Origin of the sequence: Vibrio sp. S9_S30 (assembly GCF_014694455.1) — a bacterium.
Lineage (GTDB): Bacteria > Pseudomonadota > Gammaproteobacteria > Enterobacterales > Vibrionaceae > Vibrio.
In genome coordinates, this window is record NZ_JAAUWT010000005.1 from 31,761 (window position 1) to 55,945 (window position 24,185).

Annotated in this window: 22 protein-coding genes; 13 read left to right on the forward strand and 9 right to left on the reverse strand. The window is 44.3% G+C overall.

The features are described 5' to 3' along the window. Positions 1–2 precede the first annotated feature (2 nt). The 6 genes from HC752_RS07335 (at position 3) to btuD (ending at position 6,607) form a co-directional block, all read left to right on the forward strand. Entirely contained in the window at positions 3–1,811 is a 1,809-nt protein-coding gene (locus HC752_RS07335; RefSeq protein WP_190334490.1) for a M3 family oligoendopeptidase, read from the forward strand. A gap of 170 nt (positions 1,812–1,981) precedes the next feature. Further along, on the forward strand, positions 1,982–2,848 hold the full coding sequence (locus HC752_RS07340) for a M23 family metallopeptidase (RefSeq protein WP_190334491.1): 867 nt from the start codon (positions 1,982–1,984) through the stop codon (positions 2,846–2,848). A gap of 2 nt (positions 2,849–2,850) precedes the next feature. Then, positions 2,851–3,459 carry a hypothetical protein gene (locus tag HC752_RS07345; RefSeq protein ID WP_190334492.1) on the forward strand — a complete coding sequence of 203 codons (609 nt, stop codon included), beginning with the start codon at positions 2,851–2,853 and terminating at the stop codon, positions 3,457–3,459. Positions 3,460–3,780: 321 nt separating this feature from the next. Then, positions 3,781–4,815: a succinylglutamate desuccinylase gene (locus HC752_RS07350; protein WP_190334493.1), complete on the forward strand. Its 1,035-nt coding sequence runs from the start codon at positions 3,781–3,783 to the stop codon at positions 4,813–4,815. 60 nt (positions 4,816–4,875) lie between these two features. Further along, on the forward strand, positions 4,876–5,871 hold the full coding sequence (btuC, locus tag HC752_RS07355) for a vitamin B12 ABC transporter permease BtuC (protein WP_190334714.1): 996 nt from the start codon (positions 4,876–4,878) through the stop codon (positions 5,869–5,871). Continuing rightward, complete coding sequence (gene btuD / locus HC752_RS07360) at positions 5,858–6,607, forward strand: vitamin B12 ABC transporter ATP-binding protein BtuD (RefSeq protein ID WP_190334494.1); 750 nt, start codon at positions 5,858–5,860, stop codon at positions 6,605–6,607. The genes btuC and btuD overlap by 14 nt, the downstream gene beginning before the upstream one ends. A 127-nt stretch (positions 6,608–6,734) precedes the next feature. Here the strand turns inward: btuD and HC752_RS07365 are convergent, their stop codons facing one another. The 3 genes from HC752_RS07365 to HC752_RS07375 form a co-directional block, all read right to left on the reverse strand. Then, the gene (locus tag HC752_RS07365; RefSeq protein ID WP_190334495.1) at positions 6,735–8,174 is read right to left on the reverse strand and encodes a glyceraldehyde-3-phosphate dehydrogenase; all 1,440 of its coding nucleotides are present in this window, start codon (positions 8,172–8,174) and stop codon (positions 6,735–6,737) included. Positions 8,175–8,532: 358 nt separating this feature from the next. After that, complete coding sequence (locus tag HC752_RS07370; protein WP_190334496.1) at positions 8,533–8,769, reverse strand: hypothetical protein; 237 nt, start codon at positions 8,767–8,769, stop codon at positions 8,533–8,535. Next, complete coding sequence (locus HC752_RS07375) at positions 8,747–8,962, reverse strand: hypothetical protein (protein WP_190334497.1); 216 nt, start codon at positions 8,960–8,962, stop codon at positions 8,747–8,749. The genes HC752_RS07370 and HC752_RS07375 overlap by 23 nt, the downstream gene beginning before the upstream one ends. A gap of 166 nt (positions 8,963–9,128) precedes the next feature. On the opposite strand from HC752_RS07375, the gene HC752_RS07380 reads away from it, so the two are divergent. Then, positions 9,129–10,544, forward strand: a complete 1,416-nt coding sequence (locus HC752_RS07380) for a DEAD/DEAH box helicase (protein ID WP_190334498.1) — start codon at positions 9,129–9,131, stop codon at positions 10,542–10,544. Between the two features lie 96 nt (positions 10,545–10,640). Here the strand turns inward: HC752_RS07380 and HC752_RS07385 are convergent, their stop codons facing one another. Further along, positions 10,641–12,179 (reverse strand): DUF3612 domain-containing protein, encoded by a 1,539-nt coding sequence (locus HC752_RS07385; RefSeq protein ID WP_190334499.1) that lies wholly within the window; start codon positions 12,177–12,179, stop codon positions 10,641–10,643. A gap of 185 nt (positions 12,180–12,364) precedes the next feature. On the opposite strand from HC752_RS07385, the gene HC752_RS07390 reads away from it, so the two are divergent. The 4 genes from HC752_RS07390 to HC752_RS07405 all read left to right on the forward strand — a co-directional run bounded on the left by HC752_RS07390 (position 12,365) and on the right by HC752_RS07405 (position 17,153). Then, positions 12,365–14,542: a malate synthase G gene (locus HC752_RS07390; RefSeq protein WP_190334500.1), complete on the forward strand. Its 2,178-nt coding sequence runs from the start codon at positions 12,365–12,367 to the stop codon at positions 14,540–14,542. Beyond that, positions 14,505–14,612: a pentapeptide repeat-containing protein gene (locus tag HC752_RS25410; protein ID WP_190334501.1), complete on the forward strand. Its 108-nt coding sequence runs from the start codon at positions 14,505–14,507 to the stop codon at positions 14,610–14,612. The genes HC752_RS07390 and HC752_RS25410 overlap by 38 nt, the downstream gene beginning before the upstream one ends. 79 nt (positions 14,613–14,691) lie before the next feature. Then, a complete protein-coding gene (locus HC752_RS07400) occupies positions 14,692–16,290 on the forward strand; it encodes an isocitrate lyase (RefSeq protein WP_190334502.1) in 1,599 nt (532 codons plus the stop codon). Between the two features lie 218 nt (positions 16,291–16,508). Then, positions 16,509–17,153 carry a hypothetical protein gene (locus tag HC752_RS07405; protein WP_190334503.1) on the forward strand — a complete coding sequence of 215 codons (645 nt, stop codon included), beginning with the start codon at positions 16,509–16,511 and terminating at the stop codon, positions 17,151–17,153. Positions 17,154–17,402: 249 nt separating this feature from the next. On the opposite strand, the gene HC752_RS07410 is transcribed toward HC752_RS07405, so the two are convergent. From HC752_RS07410 to HC752_RS07425, 4 genes are all read right to left on the reverse strand, one after another. Further along, a complete protein-coding gene (locus tag HC752_RS07410) occupies positions 17,403–17,978 on the reverse strand; it encodes a nucleoside triphosphate pyrophosphohydrolase family protein (RefSeq protein WP_190334504.1) in 576 nt (191 codons plus the stop codon). Between the two features lie 445 nt (positions 17,979–18,423). Next, on the reverse strand, positions 18,424–19,812 hold the full coding sequence (dbpA, locus tag HC752_RS07415) for an ATP-dependent RNA helicase DbpA (protein ID WP_190334505.1): 1,389 nt from the start codon (positions 19,810–19,812) through the stop codon (positions 18,424–18,426). A gap of 19 nt (positions 19,813–19,831) precedes the next feature. Further along, positions 19,832–20,389, reverse strand: coding sequence for a DUF1415 domain-containing protein (locus tag HC752_RS07420; RefSeq protein ID WP_190334506.1), 558 nt, complete (start codon positions 20,387–20,389; stop codon positions 19,832–19,834). 163 nt (positions 20,390–20,552) lie between these two features. Further along, complete coding sequence (locus tag HC752_RS07425; protein ID WP_342029463.1) at positions 20,553–21,728, reverse strand: MFS transporter; 1,176 nt, start codon at positions 21,726–21,728, stop codon at positions 20,553–20,555. A gap of 127 nt (positions 21,729–21,855) precedes the next feature. Between HC752_RS07425 and HC752_RS07430 the strand changes: the two genes are divergently transcribed. Next, positions 21,856–22,728 (forward strand): LysR family transcriptional regulator, encoded by an 873-nt coding sequence (locus HC752_RS07430; RefSeq protein WP_190334507.1) that lies wholly within the window; start codon positions 21,856–21,858, stop codon positions 22,726–22,728. Positions 22,729–22,794: 66 nt separating this feature from the next. Here the strand turns inward: HC752_RS07430 and HC752_RS07435 are convergent, their stop codons facing one another. After that, positions 22,795–23,022, reverse strand: a complete 228-nt coding sequence (locus tag HC752_RS07435; protein WP_190334508.1) for a glutaredoxin family protein — start codon at positions 23,020–23,022, stop codon at positions 22,795–22,797. Positions 23,023–23,279: 257 nt separating this feature from the next. On the opposite strand from HC752_RS07435, the gene HC752_RS07440 reads away from it, so the two are divergent. Next, the gene (locus HC752_RS07440) at positions 23,280–24,182 is read left to right on the forward strand and encodes a protoglobin domain-containing protein (RefSeq protein ID WP_190334509.1); all 903 of its coding nucleotides are present in this window, start codon (positions 23,280–23,282) and stop codon (positions 24,180–24,182) included. Positions 24,183–24,185: the final 3 nt, after the last annotated feature.

Genomic DNA, 24,185 nt, shown 5'->3' on the forward strand with positions numbered 1-24,185 from the left:
AAATGACAGCTCCAAGCTGGGATCTCAGTGTCGCATATCAGAATCTTAATGACGCCAGAATCGAAAAAGATATCCACACTATTGAGCAAGGTATAGATCAGCTTAATTACCATTCAAAACAAGGGTTTGATGAAGGTGAGCGACTCATTACTCAACTCCAAAAAGGCATTGTTACCTACTCCAATGTTTTCAAAATCCTTAGCACTATTTCCAGTTTCGCCAATTGCTACGCTTCCGTTAATTCCACATTGAGCAAAGCCAAGCAATTGGTTGGTCGTACGACGAAATTAGGTGCGAATCTTCAGCAAGCCTACAGCCCATATCAAGATAAACTTGTGACGGTAGGCGAGGACATCGTTGAAAAAGTACTCAGCCATCAGAGCGACGATGTGAAAGCGCAACGTTTTGCGATTCGTTGCCTCAGAGAAAAAGCGTCTCAAAGGTTATCGGTTGGGCAAGAGCAGTTGCTGTCTGCTTTGCAAGTCGATGGTAAGACGGCGTGGGGGCGGTTGTACGATAATCTTACAGGAACATTGAAGGTAAATGTTTCCTATAAAGATGGCTCCTCAGAAACAGTGGCTCTGTCGCAAGCTGCAAGTGAGTTATTCAGCGGTAACGTTGACAAGCATGAACCCACATGGCGGGGCATTCAAACTGCAATGGAAACACACAAAGAAACATTTGCAGCCATCGTCAACGCACTCGCGGGGTGGAGACACACAGAAGCGCAGAAGCGAGGCATTTCTAACTTCTTAGAACCCAGCTTGAACGATAGCCGTATATCTGAAAAAACGCTCGATGCATTGATTGGCAGTGCATGGGATAATAAAGAAATTTCACAAAAAGCCGCACGATTAATGGCAATTGTACGAGGCTCTGAAACGTTAACACCGTGGGATATGCATGCGGCAATGCCGTCGCTAACCAATGGGGTAACCAAGGTTTATGATTTTGATGAGGCGATCGAGATCATTAAGAGCGCGTTTGCTTCCGTGTCTCAGGAAATGGCAGACTTTGTCGATCTTATGGTGGAAAACGGCTGGATAGATGCGGCTCCCCAACCGAATAAGAGGCAAGGCGCTTACTGCGATAAACTTGCAAGTACACGCACTCCCATCGTCTTCATGACGTGGAGCGGCAGTCAGAAAGATTTGATCACCCTTGCTCATGAACTTGGGCACGCATTCCACAACTGGGTGATGAAGGACATGCCGCTGGCTGAAACTTCTTACCCGATGACGCTTGCAGAAACCGCCTCTGTTTTTGCTGAGAACATTGTTCGCGATGCGTTGTTAGAACAGGCGGAAAGCGACTTAGATAAGCTAGAAATGTTGTGGGAAGAGTTGTTTGCCTGCGTCGCCTTTATGTTGAACATTCCCGTACGTTTTGAGTTCGAACGTGAATTTTACGAGAAACGTAAAAAAGCGGAGCTGTCGTCAGAAGAATTGTGCGCGCTAATGGATAGCACGTGGCAAGAGTGGTATGGCAGCGTGATGCCAGAGTCAGACACCTATTTCTGGGCAAGTAAGCTCCACTTCAGTATTCCTGAAGTCAATTTTTACAACTATCCGTACCTATTTGGCTACTTATTCAGTAAAGGCGTGTACGCTCAACGCGACTCTAAAGGAGAAGATTTCTATCCTGATTATGTCGCGTTACTTCGTGATACGGGTCGAATGAAAGCAGAAGAAGTCGTAGAGAAACACTTAGGCATGAATCTGGAAGAGAAGGCCTTCTGGCAACAGAGCATTGATCAAGTCGAGAAGAAAATTTCTGAGTTTGAAGCCTTGTTGGCGAAGATTAATAGTTAAGCTTTTGTTAACCCCAAAGAAAATGCTTTGGGGTTCTTTCTTCCATAGTGCGATATTCTTCGCAGTAATCCATTTAGCCTTCTAAAAGTACGCAGTGCGATATTGGTTTGTTCTAGTAAATCGAATAGTTTGTAAGCAGTGTTAAGTTGCATATGTTGCTAGGAACAAAAATGACAAGAATAACGTTAACTGGGTCAGTTGGGCTTAAAGGTAAAAACGCCTATTCTGATATAAAACGAATTCAAATTTCTCTTAATAAACTGGCTAGTTTAATCAATCTTAAAGAGCCTCTGGCAGAGGACAGTTCTTTAGGTTCCAATCCAGCTAAATCAAAAACAGTTGGGGCGATAAAGTCTTTTCAGGCTCTAATGGTTGGAATGGCAAAACCCGACGGGCGAATTGATGTAAACGGACGTTCGCACAAAACTCTATCAAAGGTGCTCGATAAGACTAAAATTAATCAATCAAAGTTGCCTTCTATTAAGATTGCCCCATTTTCTATCATTTGGCCATTAAAGAAAAATAAGATCAGGAGAGGATCGAAAAGACATACGTTTGGATATGTAAGACGAAACAGAGATGGGAGCAAACGAGGGCATCAAGGTTGGGATTTTGAAGCAAGAGTGGGTACTCCGGTATATTCTATCGCTACAGGAAAAGTTGAGTACTTTCGCAACTTTGGTGATTACGGAAAGCAACTATGTGTATCCTTTCTTTTTAATGACAAAATTCACTATGCATTCTATGCCCACCTTAAAAGTGTCACTGTTTCCAAAGGCGATCTGGTTCATGCTGGAGAGCATATTGGCTATACAGGTGATAGCGGTAACGCAAAAAACGATGATGTGAGAGAAGAACATCTCCATTTCGAGATAAGGTTGGCACCCTATGTAGATAGGGGTTTGGCAGGAAGAATTGACCCTTTCAATGTATTTAAAAAATGTCCTTTATCTGCTCCTCAAATTCAGTCATCTGCACTACCTCAGTGTTTTGTGGATACGAGCGTCAGTTTCAGCAAAATTCTCGATAATAGGTAATTATGAAATACATAGTTCTTTGGGCTTTAATACTACTAAGCTTTAATGGGTATTCTGGATCCAGAAATCTCATTCCACTGACCCCACTTCAAAATATATTTGATCAGAAGGGACCATGGTCATCGGAAAAGCCAAAATGCCAAAAAGTGTACGAAATTCCTAGTGTTGCAGTTCATCTTACTGTATGTGAAGGATGGGGAATGACTACCAAGTTTGAGCGCGATGGTAATGTTCTACTCAAGGAAACTGAATTCGGTGATGCGTCTTACTTCAAACCTTACACAATTAAAACTAACAAGCATGAATTCATTTTTGCAGATATTGGAGACCAAGTCTCTTGGGGAGCTAGTGTTTATAATGTAACTAGTGAGAAAATTCTGTACTTGGGCTATCTTGTTATTAATCCTGGTAGCATAGACAGTTATGAAACCCCCGAACTTCTTGATATCATTGAATTCACTGGTCATGGAGACAAAGTGAATATCAGATTTACGGAAACTCACCATGATTTTGATGAGAAAGGAATAGCTTTTAATATCGACAAGGACGCCTATTACTACGAGCTAACCGCAGACTCGATTGTAAAAGTAGAGAATAAAAAATCCGACTGATTCAAATCGAGTTCGCCTTTTTACACCACCGAAATTGTTCACTTAACTTACTGAAGTGCCATTGAATAATGTGCTTCAGTTTTTTAGTTAAATCCTCACTGTGTCAAATCTTACTCTTAGTTTGTATATTTTAAGAAATAAATATTCTTTCAGTACGAATAGTAAGTCATTTTGGTATATTAAAGGTTGTTAGATATTATGACGCTTTCATTTTAATTACTTGGTTATTAAGTCTAAATATATTCTATATCGTATGTACTTCCACTTTACTCAGATGTAACATTGTTGCAACAGATGTTGAGCCGGACAGGGAGTTGTACAATGCAGGGTTCACTTTTCAAAAAGTCTTTTCTTTACGATACATTGGATTTTGATGGGAGTTTTTCTCCTCAATCCCTTTCATTGTCTTCGGGTGTTCTTAATTGGGTGGATCGTGGTGTCCTTCTTTGGGAGCCCAAGCAACGTTCTCAAGACAGCAAGAGTATCATTGTGTCTGCGGGTATTCATGGTGATGAAACCGCGCCAATGGAGTTAGTTGACCAATTGGTGAACGATATCGTGGATGGCAGCTTTGAACCTACTTCAAGATGTTTGCTCATTTTGGGGCACCCTCAAGCGACAAACCAACACACGCGTTTTGTGACAGAAAACTTAAATCGATTGTTTGATGAAAGCGAACGACCAGAAACCATCGAAACAGAAATAGCAGCGAAGTTAAAAGCGCATGTTAAGTCGTTCTTTGAAGGCACCGAGCAAGCTACTCGCTGGCATCTTGATTTGCATTGTGCCATCCGCGCATCAGAGCACTTTACTTTTGCGGTGAGCCCTTATGTTGTTCATCCCGTTCGCTCTAAAGCGCTGGTTGAATTCCTAGAGGCAGGGCAAATTGAAGCACTGTTGCTTTCTAATTCACCGACCAGCACGTTCAGTTGGCACTCAGCACACTTTTATGGTGCGCAAGCGTTAACAATGGAGCTTGGAAGAGTCTCCAAGCTTGGCAGTAACGATTTAAGCTTAATTTCTGCATTTGATCGCTCTCTTCGCGCATTACTGACCGATAGTCGAATGCCTGAAAAGAAAAACGATTTAAAAGTGTATGCTGTGAGTCGCACCATCATTAAGAATCATCTCGATTTCAGTTTCACTTTTTCTAATGACGTCGCGAACTTTACGCGTTTTGAGAAAGGCGAACTCTTGGGTTTTGATGGCGATACATTGCTCTATGCAGAAAAGCAAGGAGAAGCCATTGTCTTCCCAAACCCGAAAGTGACACTGGGTCAACGAGCCGTTGTTATGGTTGTCGAATCGGAAACGTGCTTTGAAAATGGCCAGTTAGTCGCAGTTAATTTAGATTGATACTTGCTTAATATGGTTTGATATCGGTATGGTATCGACATGCTTACCAACCATGCCAATATGAACTTTAGTCAACTGATTCAAAACAAGCAGCGCAGATGGAAGAATTGCTTTATTGCAAGTTCGATCTTGCTGCTTGTTCTTTGCCTTAGCTATTTGTCTATCGGTGAAGTTTTCATCTCCCCCTTTAACTATTCCGAACCGCTCCATCAAATGTTGCTTATGGAACTCAGGTTGCCTCGTTTACTTGCGGCTGTAGCAATAGGTTCAGCATTAGCCATTTCAGGCGCGAGCCTTCAAGTATTGCTAGGCAACTCGCTTGCAGAGCCAGGCGTGCTCGGCATTTCTGGCGGTGCGAGTTTAGCAATGGTCGTTGTACTATTTCTTCTCCCCGTGATGCCAAGCCCAGAAGTGTCGATGCTTGCTGCGATTGGAGGATCATTACTGTTTACGCTTGTGATTGTGAGTATGGCGAGAAGTTTGAGGTTAAGTACGCCAAGGCTTCTATTGGTTGGTGTTGCACTCGGCATTTTGTCGGGTGCTGTGGTGACTTGGGCATTCTATTTTAGTGATGATATGAGTATGCGCGTGCTCATGTATTGGCTGATGGGAAGCATTGGTGGAACCAGTTGGCATCAACATACGCTCACATTGTTTATGCTCCCTGTTATCGTCTGGTTATGTTTGCAAGGTAATAAACTGGATAAACTTATGGTAGGGGAAACACACGCTAAACAGTTGGGCGTTGATGTAAACCAATTGCGCTGGCGGTTGATTCTCGCGGTCTCTTTGCTGGTGGGAATGTCAGTTGCATTAGGAGGCATCATCAGTTTTGTTGGATTAGTCATTCCTCATTTATTGCGTTTAGCCTTTGGAACAGAAAATAAATACCTGTTGCCCATGTCTGCCATTGCTGGTGCGGGCTTGCTGGTTTTTGCGGACATTCTGGCTCGAATCTCACTCGATTCCGCGGAATTACCGCTTGGTGTCGTCACGACCACTATCGGTGCCCCTTTCTTTATTTGGATGCTATTAAGAAATCATGATTTGCGTTAATGCGTTGTCTGTAGGGAATCGGCTTCTGCCTCTTTCATTTAACGTGAAAAAAGGGGAAGTGCTGCATGTGATTGGTCCGAATGGCAGCGGAAAGAGCACCCTGCTTTCTGCGTTGTCCGGTTTACTCGGATATAAAGGTGATGTTCATTATGGTGACCGAAACATTGAGCAATATTCACTAGAGGAATTAGCGGCTGTTCGAGCGTATCTTGTGCAACAAGAACGTCCTACTTTTACTATGACCGTGCTTCAATTTTTGTCGCTTTCCGTTCCCAATCGTCACACGCTAGCCGATTTGGGTGAGCCATTAGAAACTCTTTGTTCTCAGCTTCAGATTGATGACAAACTGGGGAGAGATACCACGACCTTATCCGGAGGGGAATGGCAGCGTGTGAGGTTGGCAGCAATGTGCATTCAGGTGATGCCGCAATGGAATCCTTATGGGGAAGTCTTGATTCTAGATGAGCCTGCTGCGCCGCTAGATATTGGGCAAGAATCCTTGTTGTATGAATTGATCGAACAAATTGCCAAGCTCGGTATCACGGTTGTCATGGCAAATCATGACTTAAACAGAACCTTGCAATACGCCGACAAAGTACTTTTGCTCGAAAACGGAACGTCGAAAGGATTCGGAGATGTTCATGAGATGATGGATCCGAAGTTACTCGCGAAAGTCTACAAAACAAAAATTAGAAGAGTCGAAATAGAAGGGGAGCCGCACCTGATTTTCAGGTAACGCTTAAAAAAAAACCGCCCAGTGGAGCGTGGGCGGAAAAATAGGATTATTATTATCGAAATACTATGATTGCCTGAACATAACGCTAATAAGATCGAACAGCGCTATGCAGGCAGACATCCAAACATTACGAAACGGTTGGGTAGGTTTTGTAACGCACCCCCATCATTTGTTCCATGCAGTGAACAACCTGGCAACTATAGCCAAACTCGTTGTCGTACCAAATATAAAGTACGCAGCGATTATCTTGAGCAATAGTGGCTGCACCATCAACAACACTTGGGTGGCGTGAACCAACAATATCAGTAGACACCACTTCGGTTGACTCAGTGTAATCAATTTGGCCCGCGAGCGGCGAATTCAATGCCATTTCGCGAAGATATTGGTTAAGTGATTCTTTATCGACTTGCGATTCCAAATTCAAATTCGCAACGGCCATGGACACATTGGGCGTTGGAACCCGAATAGAGTTTCCAGAAAGCTTTCCTGCCAATTCAGGTAGCGCTTTTGCTACCGCACTTGCAGCACCTGTCGACGTGAGAACCATATTCAGAGAGGCACTTCGACCACGACGCTCGCCATTGTGGAAGTTATCAATCAAGTTTTGATCATTCGTATACGAATGCACGGTTTCAATATGACCCGAGTGGACGCCATATTTATCGTTAATGGCCTTTAATACGGGTGTGATAGCGTTAGTTGTACAGCTTGCCGCAGAAACAATGGTGTCATCAGGCTGAATCATGTGTTCATTCACCCCGAATACGATGTTTTTAATATCGCCCTTACCAGGGGCTGTCAGCAGCACTTTAGATGCGCCGTTGCAAGAGATGTGTTGACCAAGTCCTTCGGTATCACGCCAAACACCCGTATTATCAACCACCAAAGAATCCTGAATGCCATATTGGCTGTAATCCACTTCTTCAGGCTTGTTTGCATAGATGAACTGGATGTAGTTGCCATTTGCGATGATGGCTTTGTTCTCTTCATCAATGATAATGCTGCCATTAAACTGACCATGAACGGAGTCGCGACGAAGTAAGCTAGCCCGTTTTTCGAGGTCGCCTTTTTTACCACCGCGTACCACAACGGCACGAAGTCTGAGCGGGTAGCCAGGGCCACTTTTCTCAACTAAAAGCCGAGTCAGTAAGCGACCAATACGACCAAAGCCATAAAGTACGACATCGCGAGGCTCTGTCATTGGTGCGCCGTTTAGCGGCTCGACAAGAGCAGAGGACAAATAATCGCTTAGGTTGGATTCATCATCATTATTTTGCCAGTAATTATGAGCGAGTTGCCCAACGTCGATACGACATGGCGATAATGACATCTCATTGAGTTGCTGTAGAACAGGAAGGGTTTGCGATGGGGAAAGATCGTGACCAACATAGCGGCGGGCGAGTCGGTGTGCTTTAACAATATCAATTGTCGATGCGTTCACGAGAGGACGACCAAAAAGCAAAACCTCGACGCCTTTTTGTCGATATAGCTGGCCAAGGATAGGGAATATGGACTCAGCATTGGTTTGGCTCGTTTGCCAGTCTAGAAGGTATTTTTCTGGACTCATCTTTACTTTAAACCTTTTCACGTTTTATTGCTTAGATACAGCCTCACGGCTCAATCATAAGCTGGGTTAGGGATAATGTTTTTGTAGGGTATTTGTTATTGTTGTTCGCGAGGATTGTAAAGTTGAGTGGCTTATTCTGCTAGTAAAATTAATGACAGTGCTAAGCACGTTGTAATTGAAACATAATGGTTTAAATACCTGATAAGTTGGCAACCTTGAGTGATTTTTGCAACAATTTGTTTACTTCTAATGCGCTTAATTCGTGACGTGAATGTTTCATGTCGCAAAAAGTATTAGTGTGGTGTGTTTGATTGCATGAAAAGTGTGATCGATTTGGCGGCGTTTACGCCTCGCCGCCTTAGATTGAGAAAATCTGACCTTCATTACGGGCTATGAATTCGTCAAACTCAAAATTCACTGGTTGAAGCTGAATTTGTGGCTGTGTTGTCAAATTAGTATCTTGTTTTTTGTGATCTGCTTCAGAGTAGGTCAAGATCAAAGTCGTCACCAATGCCGCTAAATAAAAAGCAAACACACTACGTTTTCTTAGTGCTTGCTTTACGCGTTCTCTCTTACTTACTTGTAATATCATCATATTCCCCTTCAATTATGGTTGAGTAGTGAACCGCCGAACCGTAATACTGAAAGTGGTTTTTTGCCATATTCTGTTCGAATCTTCTTCCCATTATTAACGCTACGATACCGATGAATACGGCCATGAAGAGTCCAGCAAACAGCGCGATAAGCCCAATACCCGCTGATGCAATAGAAAGTGGAATTCGTTTCATAGTGATCCTTATGTCGTTAATGAGTAAGTTAATAATATGAAAAGATCCATGAATAGAAGATGAATGTATGATTCATATAATCGTTAGTTGCTTTAACCGTTGAAAACAAGCAGAATGACGCCCCTTTTAGCGCCTGTGTGCTACTTCATAGAATGAGATGTTTAATATGAGTTTTTCCTCTTTGGGTTTGTCTGCTGAAATCATGAAAGCGATTGAAGAGTTGGGGTACGAAACGCCCTCACCAATTCAAGCTAAAGCAATACCAGCGGTCATCAAAGGAAAAGATGTTATGGCTGCTGCCCAAACGGGAACGGGAAAAACTGCGGGATTCACACTTCCAATCCTAGAACGCCTTGCAAAAGGTCCTAAGGTTAAAGCGAATAATGTACGCGCCCTTGTACTGACGCCGACTCGTGAGTTGGCTGCACAGGTGAATGGTAGTGTTGTCAAATACGGCAAATACCTCCCTTTAACGTCCAATGTGGTGTTTGGTGGTGTAAAAATTAACCCTCAAATGATGAAGTTGCGCAAAGGTTCCGATGTTTTGGTGGCAACGCCTGGTCGATTGTTGGATCTTTACCAACAAAATGCCGTTAAGTTTTCCCAGTTGGAAGTGCTGGTTTTAGATGAAGCTGACCGCATGCTGGATATGGGCTTTATCCGAGACATTAAAAAGATCTTGTCTTTCCTTCCGACTCAACGTCAGAACTTACTGTTTTCAGCCACGTTTTCTGACGACATTCGCCAGCTAGCAAAAGGTCTAGTGAAGGACCCAGAACAGATTTCAGTCAGTCCTCCAAACGCGACGGCGAAAACGGTAGAGCAGTACCTGTACTCTGTAGACAAAAAGCAGAAGCCATCGGTTCTTGCGCAGTTGATTAAAGATAATGATTGGAAGCAAGTTCTTGTGTTTTCGAAAACAAAACACGGTGCCAATAGGCTGAGCCGTTTCCTTGAAGCGGAAAAAATCTCTTCTTCAGCCATCCATGGTAATAAAAGCCAAGGCGCACGGATCAAAGCCTTGGAACATTTCAAAACCGGTCAAATTAAGGTGCTGGTAGCGACGGACATTGCGGCGCGTGGTTTGGATATCCCTCAGTTGCCTCAAGTCGTTAACTTCGACTTACCCCATGTGCCAGAAGATTACGTCCACCGAATTGGTCGTACCGGGCGTGCTGGCGAGTCGGGTAAAGCGTATTCATTGGTGTGTGCAGATGAAGCCAAAGAGCTTTTTGCCATTGAACGCCTAATTCAAAAGCTGATTCCGCGAGAAACACTGGCAGGTTATGTACCAGTGCATCCGCTTCCAGCATCAAAACTTGATTCGCGCCCGATCAAGCCTAAAAAGCCGAAGAAAAACAAAGCTATTACTGGACAGAATGAAGAAGGCAAATCCAGCTCTAATTCTTCCAGTAAAAACCAGAAACAAGGCGGTCAGAAAAGACGTTTTAACTCTGATGAACAAAAGCCTAAGCAGGGGCGAAGTCACCGTAATTCAAACGAAAACAAAGGGGCGTCTGAGAAGCCAGCAAGAAAACCTCAGCGCAGACGTCACCCTAAAGCAAACAGCCAAAACGATTAATACCTTTCGTTAATCTAACGTTTTTTACACATGAAAAAGCGCGAGTTGATTCGCGCTTTTCTTGTATTTCAGCTTCCTAAATGCGTTATCCGTTTTCTAAATGGGTTCTAAGCCGGAGTAGCACTTTGGTACGCGTGGGCATACCGCACCGCGTGAACAAATCAGGCGTGCGCGGTTGTCTATCCCACGTTCCACCCAATTGATGTTTAGAATACGCGCCACGGTCATCAGCAATTGTCGAACTTTTAGCGGAATGATCGCTGTCCCCCCATTTTGTACACACGCGTCTTTTAAGAGATTAGCGACGGCAACAGAGTCATGCCCTTGTGCGTCAATTGCTGGGTTTAAATCGACGCCTGTGCATAACACATGTGGGTTGCCTGCCAAATCCATGACTTTCTTCGACTCACAACAGTAAATATGCGGCACGTCGTTTTGATAGAGAATGGAAATTTGGGCGACGGTTCTATCGTCGTTCAGTTTGTCATCGTTAGACACCATTCTAAACACCGACCAGTGTTGGCAAGGGTCTTCCACCATTCGCATGTTTCCCCATGGAAGAGGAATGCCGTTTCCGCGGTATACTGCCTTGAGCTTACCGGGGTTATACGCATCAAAATAATGCCAATGGGGGTAGGGAGAAACCGCCGTCATACGCCGCATTGCCACGGATTCCGATACACCTGCTTGTTTGCAAACGTCGATTTCATAGCCATTTCTGTCCAATAGCTGACGAAAAGGCACGCGTGGGCAAAGAAGCGCCCCCGCAAAAAAAGAACACTCAAAGTCTCGCCATGCGTGGAGGATCTTGGTCGAATCCAATTCAACTGACCCGCCGGACTTTGATTCATCACGCACCTCATAGCTTGGGCTACTGTCGGCGATAACCATGCTTTTTTCCCCATCCCCTTCATGCAACACCATGTGCCCGATGTTGACCGCTAAATCGTATTTAAGGCGTATGGGATCCTTCTTCAGGGTTTTGTTCAAATGCAAGGTTGCTGGTGCTTCAAAGTAGGAGCGAACAACACGGTGTACCTCTATTCCATTGGCGCTCAGGCTGCTTTGTGGTGATTTTTCGAACCATTTTATTTTCAAACCGACGTCTTCACAGATTTCGAGCAAATCTTCCACGCTTAGCGGCATTCGTTTTTTCCCAATGTCCTCTGCGGCGCGTTCTAAATCAGGAAAGTGATTTTGGTGGTGTTCTTGGTGAGCACGAATCAGCAAATGCGCAAATTGACGACCAGTCGTCCCCGTCTGAGAGAGCATTTCAGGAATGGCGATTTGTAAAATTTCATTCGAGAAAAGAAAGCTGGGTTCGAGGGCCATACCGCGAATACCCCCACGGCTTCCTTTTTCAGGAACGATTTCTTTTTGATCGTGCGCATCATCAAGAAACCACTGCATATTTTTCTGAAAAACCGACGCGATGACGTCCAACATGTCTTCACTTGGCACCCGTTTCCCACGTTCAATCATCGATAAATAAGAGACGGAAGGGGCAGATTCAGGGTCCAATTTTACACAGCGTGACGACAGATCTTCCAGCGTTAAATTGTTTCTTTTCCGTAGGTTACGGATTTTTGTGCCCAAAAAATGGGATTGTCTAAATAGACTTTTTGTATTTTTCATAGTTGTAAAATTTACATTGTGAAATTTTCTTTGTGAAATTTTAGTAAATATTTAGTTAAAGTGAATGTGTAGCGAACAATAAGCGAGCAGAAATGATTCAAAAGGAGAAGCTGCTCACTTAATCAACCCTTTCCCTAAGGGAATACATGAATATCCAGACCAAGAATTTCACGAGGAATGAAGCGATGAGTCTACCCAAAATAAAGGAATGTCATTTTCATCAAGGCTTCTATGAGTTCATCAATCAAGAAGTACTGCCATTAACCGATTTAGAGCCCAATGCGTTTTGGGAAAATGTGGCGCGTTTAGTCGGCGAACTTACTCCTCGTAACCAAGCTTTATTAGCAAAAAGACAGCAATTGCAAACTCAGATAGACCAATTTCATCGTGATAACCGCTCCTTTTCACAAAACCAATATCAATCGTTTTTGGAAGAGATCGGTTACTTGGAAGAAGAAGGACCAGACTTTCAAATCGAAACGCGAAATGTCGATGAAGAAATTGCATCAATAGCAGGCCCGCAACTTGTTGTTCCGATTCGTAACGCACGATTTGCACTGAATGCCGCGAATGCGAGATGGGGAAGTTTGTACGATGCACTTTATGGCACCGATGTGATTAGCCAAAACGGCGCGGGTATGAGCGTAGGTAAAAAATACAACCAAGCACGTGGCAAAAAAGTGATTGCGTTTGCAAAAGACTTTTTGGACGAAGTCTTCCCTCTTAACGAAGGTTCGCACCACGACGTTGAAAGCTATACCGTGTATTTCAAAAACCTGCTCGCCTTTTTTCCAGACGGCACTCAAGCGGGCTTGAAATACCCAGGTCAATTTGTCGCGGCGAGCGACCTCGATAGAGAGCCAACCTCGATCATTTTGAGAAACAACGGTCTGCACATCGAGATGATCATCAATAGTTGTGGAGCCATTGGAAGCCAAGATCTGGCGGGCATCGATGATATTCAAATCGAATCCGCAATGTCGACCATTATGGATTTTGAAGATTCCATCGCCGCGGTTGATGGTGACGACAAAGTCGAGGCTTACACTAATTGGCTTGGTTTGGTGACAGGGTCACTAAAGTCGGAGTTTACCAAAAATGGCAAAACGCAAACGCGTAAGCTTAATGACGACAAAGTGTATACCGGTAGAAATGGTGACGACTACATCTTGCATGGTCGTTCACTATTGATGATTCGAAACGTTGGTCACCTAATGGGGATCGACTTAATGACAGACCAAGAAGGGAATGAGGTTCCCGAAGGCATTATGGATGCCATTGTTACCTCACTCATTGGCAGTATAGCCATTAAGAATGCAAGCGCATGTCGCGTCTCAAACAGCAGAACAGGAAGTATCTATATCGTGAAGCCCAAGATGCACGGACCTGAAGAGGTTGCGTTTTCCTGTGAACTGTTTAGCCGTGTTGAGTCCATGTTAGGTCTCGCACCGAATACCTTAAAAATCGGGATTATGGACGAAGAACGCCGCACTTCACTCAACCTCAAGGAGTGTATTCGCCAAGCGAAAGAAAGAGTGGTGTTCATCAATACGGGATTTTTGGACCGAACTGGTGACGAAATTCATACCAGTATGGAAGCCGGTCCGTTTCTTCCAAAAGGTGAGATCAAAAACCAGCCTTGGATTGCGGCTTACGAGCAAAACAATGTTGCTGTTGGTCTTGCTTGCGGTTTCTCCGGTAAAGCTCAGATTGGGAAAGGAATGTGGGCGATGCCAGATGAGATGGCAGAGATGATGAAGCAAAAAGTGGCTCACCCACAATCCGGTGCAACAACGGCTTGGGTGCCATCACCAACGGCTGCCACCCTACACGCCTTACATTATCACCGAGTGAATGTCTTTGATTGCCAAAAGGCATTAGAGATCGACGCAGGTTCACTTAAAAACAACATGCTGAAAATGGCTCTTATGCCGCAAGAAACCGACCTAACGGCAGAGGATATTGAGCAAGAGTTGGCGAACAACATTCAGGGGATTCTGGGTTACGTGGTCCGCTGGGTTGAAATGGGTGTGGGCTGTTCCAAAGTACCCGACATCAACAACGTGGGTTTGATGGAAGACAGAGCGACCTTGCGAATCTCTAGCCAGCACATTGCGAACTGGTTAGCGCATAAAGTGTGCAAAAAAGAGCAGGTTGAACGCATTTTGGCGAGAATGGCAAAAGTGGTCGACGACCAAAACCAAGGGGAGGTCGGCTACAAACCCATGACACCGGATATTGAGTCGAGCACCGCATACCAAGCCGCCAGAGCGCTGATTTTTAAAGGCGCCACACAGCCAAGCGGTTATACAGAACCCTTGCTTCATGAATACCGAAAGCAAGCCAAATACGCACAAAGCTGATTTTCGTAAAACCAATTTTCGCAAAACCAATTTTCGCAAAACGAATATGCATAAAGCGAAATACACATAAAGAAAAAACTGAACATTCAAAATACCGATTAGGCACATCCAATAACGTGAACACAATAAAATATTAAAAGAGAGATCCCATGGAAAATTACAGAACAGAGACCCAAAAGGCAGACGAACTTATCCAACATCAAGGTCAAACTTGGGCGGCCATTAACCCTGAATATGTGGCACGAATGCGTCTACAAAACCGATTCCAATCGGGATTAGATATCGCCCGTTACACGGCAAAAATCATGCGTGAAGACATGGAAGCGTATGATAACAACAGCGAGAACTACACCCAGTCTCTCGGCTGTTGGCATGGGTTTATCGGCCAGCAGAAAATGATTGCCATTAAAAAGCATTTTGAGACGACTCGTGGTCGTTACCTGTACCTTTCTGGCTGGATGGTCGCAGCGCTTCGCTCTGAGTTTGGTCCACTACCAGACCAATCGATGCACGAAAAAACCACCGTGCCGATGTTGATTGAAGAACTGTACACCTTCTTAAAACAAGCCGATGCGCGTGAACTTAACCATTTATACAAAGAGTTAGATGGCGCACGTAATTCCGGTGATACCGTTAAAGCGCAGGCGGTTCAAAATCAAATCGATAATTTTGAAACGCACATCGTTCCCATTGTGGCAGATATTGATGCGGGCTTTGGTAATGAAGAAGCAACGTACTTGTTGGCGAAGAAAATGATTGAAGCTGGCGCATGTTGCATCCAAATTGAAAACCAAGTGTCGGATGCGAAGCAATGTGGTCACCAAGATGGCAAAGTAACGGTACCTCATGAAGACTTCTTAGCGAAAATTAACGCGGTTCGCTATGCATTCTTGGAGTTGGGTGTCGACGACGGTGTGATTGTGGCACGCACGGATTCGTTGGGTGCAGGTCTTACTCAGAAAATCCCAGTGTCGCAAACCGCAGGCGATTTGGCGGATCAATACAACGCATTTATCGATGGAGAAGAAATCAGCTCGCTATCGGATCTAGGCAGTGGCGATATGGTCTTGAAGCAGGGCGAAAAGTACATTAAGCCGACTCGTTTACCGAATGGTCTGGTTCGTTTTAAACCAAATACGGGTGAAGATCGTGTGGTACTGGACTGCATCACGTCTTTGCAAAATGGTGCTGACCTGCTTTGGATTGAAACTGAGAAACCCCACGTTCAGCAAATTGCGAGTATGGTAAACCGCATTCGCGAAGTGATTCCAAATGCGAAGTTGGTCTACAACAACAGCCCTTCATTCAACTGGACATTGAATTTCCGCCAGCAAGTATTTGATGCATGGGCAGAAGAAGGCAAAGATGTGTCTAGTTACGAACGTGAGAAGTTGATGAGCAGTGTGTACGATGATTCAGAGCTCGCAGTAGCCGCGGATCAAAAAATTCAAAGCTTCCAACGCGATGCAGCGAGAGAGGCGGGGATTTTCCACCACTTGATCACGTTGCCGACTTATCACACAGCCGCATTGTCTACCGACAACCTAGCGAAGGACTACTTCGGTGAGAAAGGCATGCTAGCGTATGTGAAAGAAGTACAGCGCAAAGAAATCCGTCAGGGATTGGCATCGGTTAAACACCAAGACATGTCGGGTTCTAATATTGGTGACGATCACAAAGAGTACTTCTCGGGTGAGCAAGCACTCAAAGCCTCGGGCGAAAACAACACAATGAATCAATTCGCTTAACAGCCCCTTAATTAAACAACGCCAACCTTTTTAAAGGTTGGCGTTTTTGTATTTGTTGGATGTATCAAATGAAGATGTTTTTTAAGGTTTTAGAGAGATATGTATCCTAGCGGTATATTTTTTGAATTCATGCCCTATGCTTCCATTTAGCATGTAATTAATCGACTATCAGCTACTATTTTATCCTAATCACACTGATACCAATAAAGGATAAAATAATGAGTTACTTACAAAAGATAGGTGGGATTGCGGCATTATCTGAGGCTGTTATTTATGTATCAGCTTTTGTGTTTTTTGGCGTTTATTGGGATTTTCCGGTTGATGCTGACTCGATGAAAAAATTGGCTTTTCTCTCTGAAAATCAAACCAGTTTTTCCGTTGTAAACCTCGTTATGTATGTGCTGTTTGGTATTCTTTTGGCTGTGCTCGTACTGGCAGTTCACGAGCGTTTGAAAATCAATGCTCCAAATCTATCGAAAGTGGCTTCAATTTATGGGTTGATATGGGTGGGTTTGGTCATTGCCAGCGGAATGATTTCAAATATAGGTTTAGCTGCTGCCCTTGAATTATCAACAACGAACTCAGAACAAGCCATTTTAGTTTGGTCTATTATCTCCACCATAGCTGAAGGTATCGGTGGTGGGAACGAGGTTGTTGGAGGCTTATGGGTTTTATTGTTAAGTATTGCTGCTTATAGAAGCCATGAATTTTCTAAATCTTTTAACTTCTTGGGCTTTTTCGTTGGCATTGTTGGTATTCTGACGATTTATCCCGCTGAAGTGCTCACGGCAATGTTCGGCATAACTCAAATAGTATGGTTTTCTTGGTTGGGCGTGTCGATGCTCTTTGGTAGTAAAAGCTAACAAATAAAAATAGAGTACTGTCGTAACGAGTGGGTTTACGTTTTCTAGTCATAATCTATTCTGATATTTCTGGGTATGATCAAAACAGGTCAATCAATTAAAGTTATGTCCGAAAATCGGGACCAAGTCTTTAAAAGGGGCGACAGTGTTAACTTATCGAAAGGCGGAACAGTACCCATCAAAAAACCCGAGTAACATTACTCGGGCTTTATATTATTAGGCTTTTTTCTTAGCCTGAGATCCGATGGCTTATGCCGTCAGCTTTTCAAGATCAGCAGGGCGGTAGTATACCGACTTAAGCACCTTTCCTTGGCGAATGGTCTTGCCTTCAATCGTTACATCTTCAGCGCACTTTGCAATGATGTATTCGCCTTTAGTGACCGCGACCAGCTTCACTCCCTGCTCAGCGTAATGGGCTTCTGTCTCACTGTATTCCTGTTCATTGCGGCACACTTTGCTCATGTTGCTGGAATGCACTTCGTCCCAACAAGGCACAAAGTCGATCTCGCGATTAGCGGCGACATGAAGCAGTAAATCAATCAGGTAGCTGATGGTCAAATTGTCTTCCATCTTGCTATGGCCAAGGTGCACAAGTCGACCCATCAGTACGTATACCGTATCGATAATGGCATCGGCTTGTTCTGTTTTGCAATCCGCTTCTGCGAGCTCTGTGAGTTCTTCAATCGCCAGAGAAGAGTGAAGTTGATCGGCTTTTTCGTCCAGTGAATCTGGCTGCGCGACAGGTAAGTCAAAAGTAGAGCGGAATTCAGTAATGTCTTGATATAAGTGGTTGTATAAGTCTTGAGTCAGCTTTGTCAGTTGCATGGTATGCTTCTCGTTTGAATTTTTCGAAATGTTACCAGAAAAACTCATTTTCTTCATTTTCTTCATTTTCTTCAATTTTTGAGTTTTATAACTGGCCTAACTTATTGAGGGCAGAGAGGGTATTGATTAGGTCGATAAAAAATACTCTACCCAATCATAACCTGTATTCCCAAAGGGGGAGCAATACTGAATGACGGCGGCTGGTATTGCTGGCGCGACACGTTCAATACCTCTTATGGAGAGGACCCTAAATCTTTTCTAGATAACGTTATTAAATCTTTGCTAAATAGCTTTATTTTCACCACGTACCATAATTTTAACCACGTACCATACGGTGTGTGAAGCCAAAGAAAACGGAAGAAATAGGGTCGTATTTGGCTCTTTCGATGTGGATAAAACGTTACTGACGCAGAGTAAACGTTTTTGGCGGAAAGAGCTTAACGGATCAATTCTTCACATAGCGTACGCGGCATTGCTTTCCTTTTAGTTTCCCACTCTCAAGTTTCTTGAATGCCTTTTTCGCACTCAATGTATTAACCGCAACATAAGCGCTCATGGGAAATACGTTGATTTTGCCTACGTGGTCACCTGATATACCGTTATCGCCAGTCAGAGCACCTAAAATATCCCCTGGTCTTATCTTTTGTTTTTTTCCGCCATCAATTTGAAGTGTCACCATTTTTGCGTAAAACGTGGGGGCGTCGAGCACCTCTTTATTTGGCAAGGATCTGGGTGAAATTTCGAGGTCGAAATACTCTTCGATTTGAGCGACTTTATGGCCTTCCTTCTCGCTAATAAAGGAGTGCGCGCAGCCTTTCGCCCCCGCTCGACCTGTCCGACCGATTCGATGGACATGCACTTCAGGATCGCGGGCTAAGTGGAAGTTGATCACCGCATCGAGGTTATCGACATCCAGCCCTCTGGCAGCGACGTCTGTGGCAACAAGAATCGAAACGCTCTTATTGGCGAACTGAACCAGCGCTTGATCACGTTGCCTTTGCTCCATGTCACCGTGTAACGCAATGACACTAAACCCACGGTAACGAAGCTCGTCGGCGACGTCATCAACATCGCGTTTGGTGTTGCAGAAAATCACGGTTGATTCTGGTTGTTCACTCATTAGTAGTAAACGGGTTGCTTCTAGCCTGTCGTCAAAGCTGTCTGCCGTGTAGAAGTGTTGCCTAATGCTTACGGTGTCGTGAGTCGACTCTACTTTCACCATGGTTGGGCTGCGGAGAATACGCTTAGAAATGGCTTCGATAGACTCTGGGAACGTGGCACTGAACAACAGTGTTTGCCTGTTCTCAGGTGTTCGCTCGATGATCGCATCCAGCGCGTCTTGGAAGCCCATATCCAACATACGGTCGGCTTCATCCAAAACCAAGGTATTTAAATGTTCGAGATGGATGCGCCCTTTTTCTAAATGGTCGAGGATCCGCCCAGGAGTGCCAACCAAAATATGTGCGCCATGCTCTAGCGACCCTATCTGTGGCCCCATTGGCATACCGCCACATAGGGTGAGCACTTTAATGTTATGAATGGCACGCGCCAATTTGCGAATCTCTTTCGCTACCTGATCGGCTAATTCGCGAGTAGGGCAAAGCACCAAAGATTGCACTCGGAATTTTTTGACGTCTAAGTTTTGCAATAACCCTAAGCCAAACGTCGCTGTTTTACCTGAACCGGTTTTACCCTGGCCAACAACGTCCTTTCCTAAAAGAATTTGAGGCAGGCTTTTTGCCTGAATGGGTGTCATTTCTGTATAACCCATGGAATCTAGGTTAGTCAGAAGTTCAGGCTTGAGCCCAATGGAAGAAAATGATGATTGAGACAAGTGAATATCCTAAACAGGGTTAAACAAACAAGTAAGGAAAGAGTTTTTTTCTTTCCGCTTCTGAAAGGTTAGAAACTCTTTCAATATTAGTATCTGGAATCGATTCTGGATTTGGGTAATGTTTAAGCACACGTTCCATACTTTCTTCGCGAATTAAGTGAAAGATGGGAAAAGGTGCACGATTGGTTAGATTTTCATCATCTTCCGGTTCGGCACCGCCAAAGCAGTAATTGGGATGGAAAGTGGCCACTTGGTAAATGCCTTCCCAATGTTGCTGTTTGATGAGCGCTTCGACCCAATCGATAAAGAAGTTATAGTCCATGAAATCATCGAGCATGTCAGGAACCACAACCAGCGTGGTTTCAAGCTTTTCTGGTTCGCTTTCATTTAACTCATTGAGCTCGCCAAGAATGGCTTCGAGCAAATGCTCTTCTGTTTCAGCATGGCTGATAGCAATCTTTATTTGACGGTTTCTATTGGGCTTGGCGGCAAAAGGGCACAGGTTTAAACCTATCACCACATCTTCTAGCCACTGAGTGACTTGCTGACGTATTTGCTCATCATTTTGCTTCGACATTGGGAGACTTCTTATCGCTTTTAGAGTATCGGTTTTGGGGTATTAATTTAGTGGGGCGGAAGCGTACCACAAGCGAGAGTGAGATGCCTCAAGATTCCATGCCTCTTTAAGTTCCTATTGTTTCTTTAAGCTTCTATTGTTTCTTTAAGTTCCCATTTCCTCCTTAAGTTTCCATCGCTTCTTTGAGCTTGGAAGGGGGCTTTTCATACGAATGTAACGCTCTGCATAGGAGAAACATGATCGTATAGAGTGCGCTGCTACCGACAACCACGCCACCCCAACCCCCGTGTTGCCAGCAATAAATGAGTAAGAAACCACCAAGGCTTCCGCCAACGTAATAGTGAACCAAATAGAGAGCCGTTGCTGTCGCCTTTGCTTGTATGGCATGTTGGCTAACGAAACCATAGGCCAGCGAATGGACGAAAAAGGCCCCAAAACCGATCAGCAGTAATCCTCCAATCAAGGCAGATAACAACTCGATGTAGGCTAAAAGCATACCTGCTGCGCTAATCACGGTACCCGCCACCATACCGGACACCACCGAGTAGTGCTTTCGCCATAACCCGCTTAGCCTTGCGCTGATGGTGCCAGCTAAATAGCACAAAAAGATCATGGATGCGATGCCCACAGGAAGTTCGTAAGGAGGCTCAACCAAGCGAAACGCGGCAACAGAATACAAGTTCACAAAAATGGCAAAGTTGATACCGCCTAAGAGCATTGCGTAACGTAACTTAGGAACCTTCCAATGCTGAAGAACATGCCGATTATGATGAAAAAACAGACCGCTTTGAGGCTTGAAGTGGCGTTGAGTAGGGAGCAACCTCATCACTAAAATCGCACCCAATAAACTAAAAACCGCCATGCCCAATACCGCGGTTTGCCAATCGAAATGTTGTGTGATCATCCCACCATAAATTCTTCCGGCTATGCCGCCAAGAGAATTTGCGCTCACGTAAGTTCCGACAGACAAAGCCAGTGCTTTAGGTGAGAATTCTTCCGCCATATACCCCACGGCAACCGCGGCGAAGCCCGCCAATGAAACCCCCATCGCCGCCCTTGAAAGTGTTAATCCGATCAAGCTTTCCGAAGCGAGTAACAGCAAGCCAACAAATGGGAGTAAAAACAAGCTGATCAACATAACTTTACGCCGACCTGCTGTTTCTGAATACACCGCCCAAGGGATCAGTGACAGCGCGAGAGAAAGCGTCCCTGCCGCTAAGACCCAATTAATTTGAGTGGAAGAAACGTCGAAATGAGATGCCATCAAAGGCAGCATAGGTTGAAATAAATAGAGATTGGCAAAAACAATGAAGGATCCAAAAGCGAGTGCGAAACTCACAGAACGGTATGAAGGGCTATCGGTACAGATCATCATGGTATACGGGCTAAAAATTCTGTAAACAGACTAGCGATACATGGGCTATAGTTAAAATATATTAACTATATGGGTTTGATATAAATAAAATATGGAAAGTAAGCCTCTGAGATATTTCGTCGCCGTTGCCGAAATGGGAAATGTGACAAAAGCCGCCAACGCTTTGAATATCGCGCAACCTGCTCTGAGTATTGCCATTAAAAAGCTGGAAACCGAGCTCGAAATTTCGCTTTTTCATCGTGATGAAAGACGGTTAACGCTGACAGATGAAGGCAAGGTGTTATTGCCCTTTGCTAAAAATGTCATCCAGCAGCTTAACGATGCCAAAATCGCCATGAATGAACTTAAGGGGTTGGAGAAAGGCGAGGTTAGGTTAGGGGTGCCGAGTATGATGGGGTCGTACTATTTCCCTGAAATATTGATGGGGTTTAAAGCCTCTTACCCAAATTTGAAACTGACCATGGTTGAAGCTGGTACGAAATCGATAAGGGAAATGTTACTCGGCGGTGAATTGGATATTGGGGTGGTACTGAATAAAGACGTGCCCAACGCCCTTGAAGTCGACCCGATATTCCGTTCTCAAATGGTCGCGGTTGTCGGGGAGCACCATCCCTTAGCCCGTGAAGCATCGATCTCTTACGAAACCTTTTTTAAGCACGAGCTTGCTATGTTCAAAAAAGGGTACTTCCATCGAGAATTCATCGATGAAGCTTGTCTCGCTCATGGGCTTAAAGCCACGTTTTCTTTTGAAACAAACTTGTTAACGATGATATTAAAGATTGTCCGGCAAGAATTTGCGGTAACCGCATTACTGGAGTTGGTCACGGAAAATGAATTGGGTTTGAAAGCCGTTCCATTCGATAACCCCGTGTACCTTGATCTGGCGATGGCTTGGCGCAAAGGCGGTTATCTCTCCCTCGCAAACCGAACGTTTATTGATTATGTCAAACGTCAGCATAAGTAAGCTGACGTTTCCCATCATGCATATGAGTGGAGCGCGATGTGTAATCTTGAGCGTCGTTTGGTGCTCTTATGACTTATACACTTTGTCGAAATTCTTTGGATTCCAACCTATTAATAGTTGATCGCCCACCTTCAATACAGGAACAGAGCGCGCACCGATGGCATCGAGCTCTTTTCTTCCACGCTGCATTTTTGCATTACACAATCTGTATTTGATGCCTTTTGAATCAAGATACTGTTGCGCAGACTTGCAGTGTGGGCATTTATCTTTCACGTACAGGACAACGCGTTTCATAATGGTCTCTGAACTGATAAAAAGGGCATTTTAACGGAATTAAACGGTTTGAAAAGGCCGTTTGTCATTCGTGTGTAGCTCACGCGTTCAAGGTATTTTGGAGAATAGTATTTTAGATAATAAAGGCTTTCCTACATAAAATCCTCACATATATAAAATCCTCAACTAATATTAGGAATAGCATTGTGAATCCTATCAACAAATTAAATGAGTAAAATTGACGAGGCTATTGGAGCGGCGTGTCAATGGAGAGGTATATGAATTCAAACCAAGGCAAAGGTAGCGATCCGATATCGCTTATGGCGTTGCATGATTTGACCGAGACGGATCTCGCTCTTATTCGGAAATTTGGGAAGATAATGATCCCCAAGTTGGATGAGTATGTGCGCCATTTTTATGTGTGGTTAGAAACACAACAAGAGTACAAGCAGTTTTTTGCTGATCGCAATCGTTTGGAGCGGGTTCAGGACTCTCAGGTCCGTTATTGGAAAACCTTTTTTGAAGCTCAGATCAACCCGAGTTACATTGCTGAAAGAGTTTCCACCGGAGAAGTTCATGCTCGTGTGGGGTTGTCTTTGCCTACCTATTTTGCGGGTATGAACATGTCAATGGTGATTTTCACCAAGCGTATGTATGACGGAAGCCTCGACAAGGATGAATACAGTGCTTTGATAACGGCGTTTACTAAGCAACTCCATATGGATACGACTATCGTAGTCGAAACTTATTCGAATCTCATTAACCGCAGAATTTCCGAACAAAGCGAAGCCTTATTGGCGATGTCAACGCCTGTTACGATGATTTGGGAAGACATTCTTATGTTGCCCGTTGTGGGGATCATCGATTCCAAACGCGCACAAGACATCATGAGTGCGGTATTAGGAAAAATCGCAGATGCTCGTGCAAAAATTTTCATTATGGACATTTCCGGTGTTGCTGTTGTGGACACCGCCGTCGCAAACCATTTCATCAACATTACCAAAGCAACGCGGCTTATGGGCTGTGAATGTTTAGTCTCTGGTGTGTCCCCCGCGATAGCCCAAACCATGGTGCAACTTGGGATTAATGTGGGTGAAGTGAAAACCAATGCCACGCTTCGATATGCGTTGGAAGAGGCATTCAATATTGTTGGTTTGGATGTCATAACAAAATCCAAGTGAGGA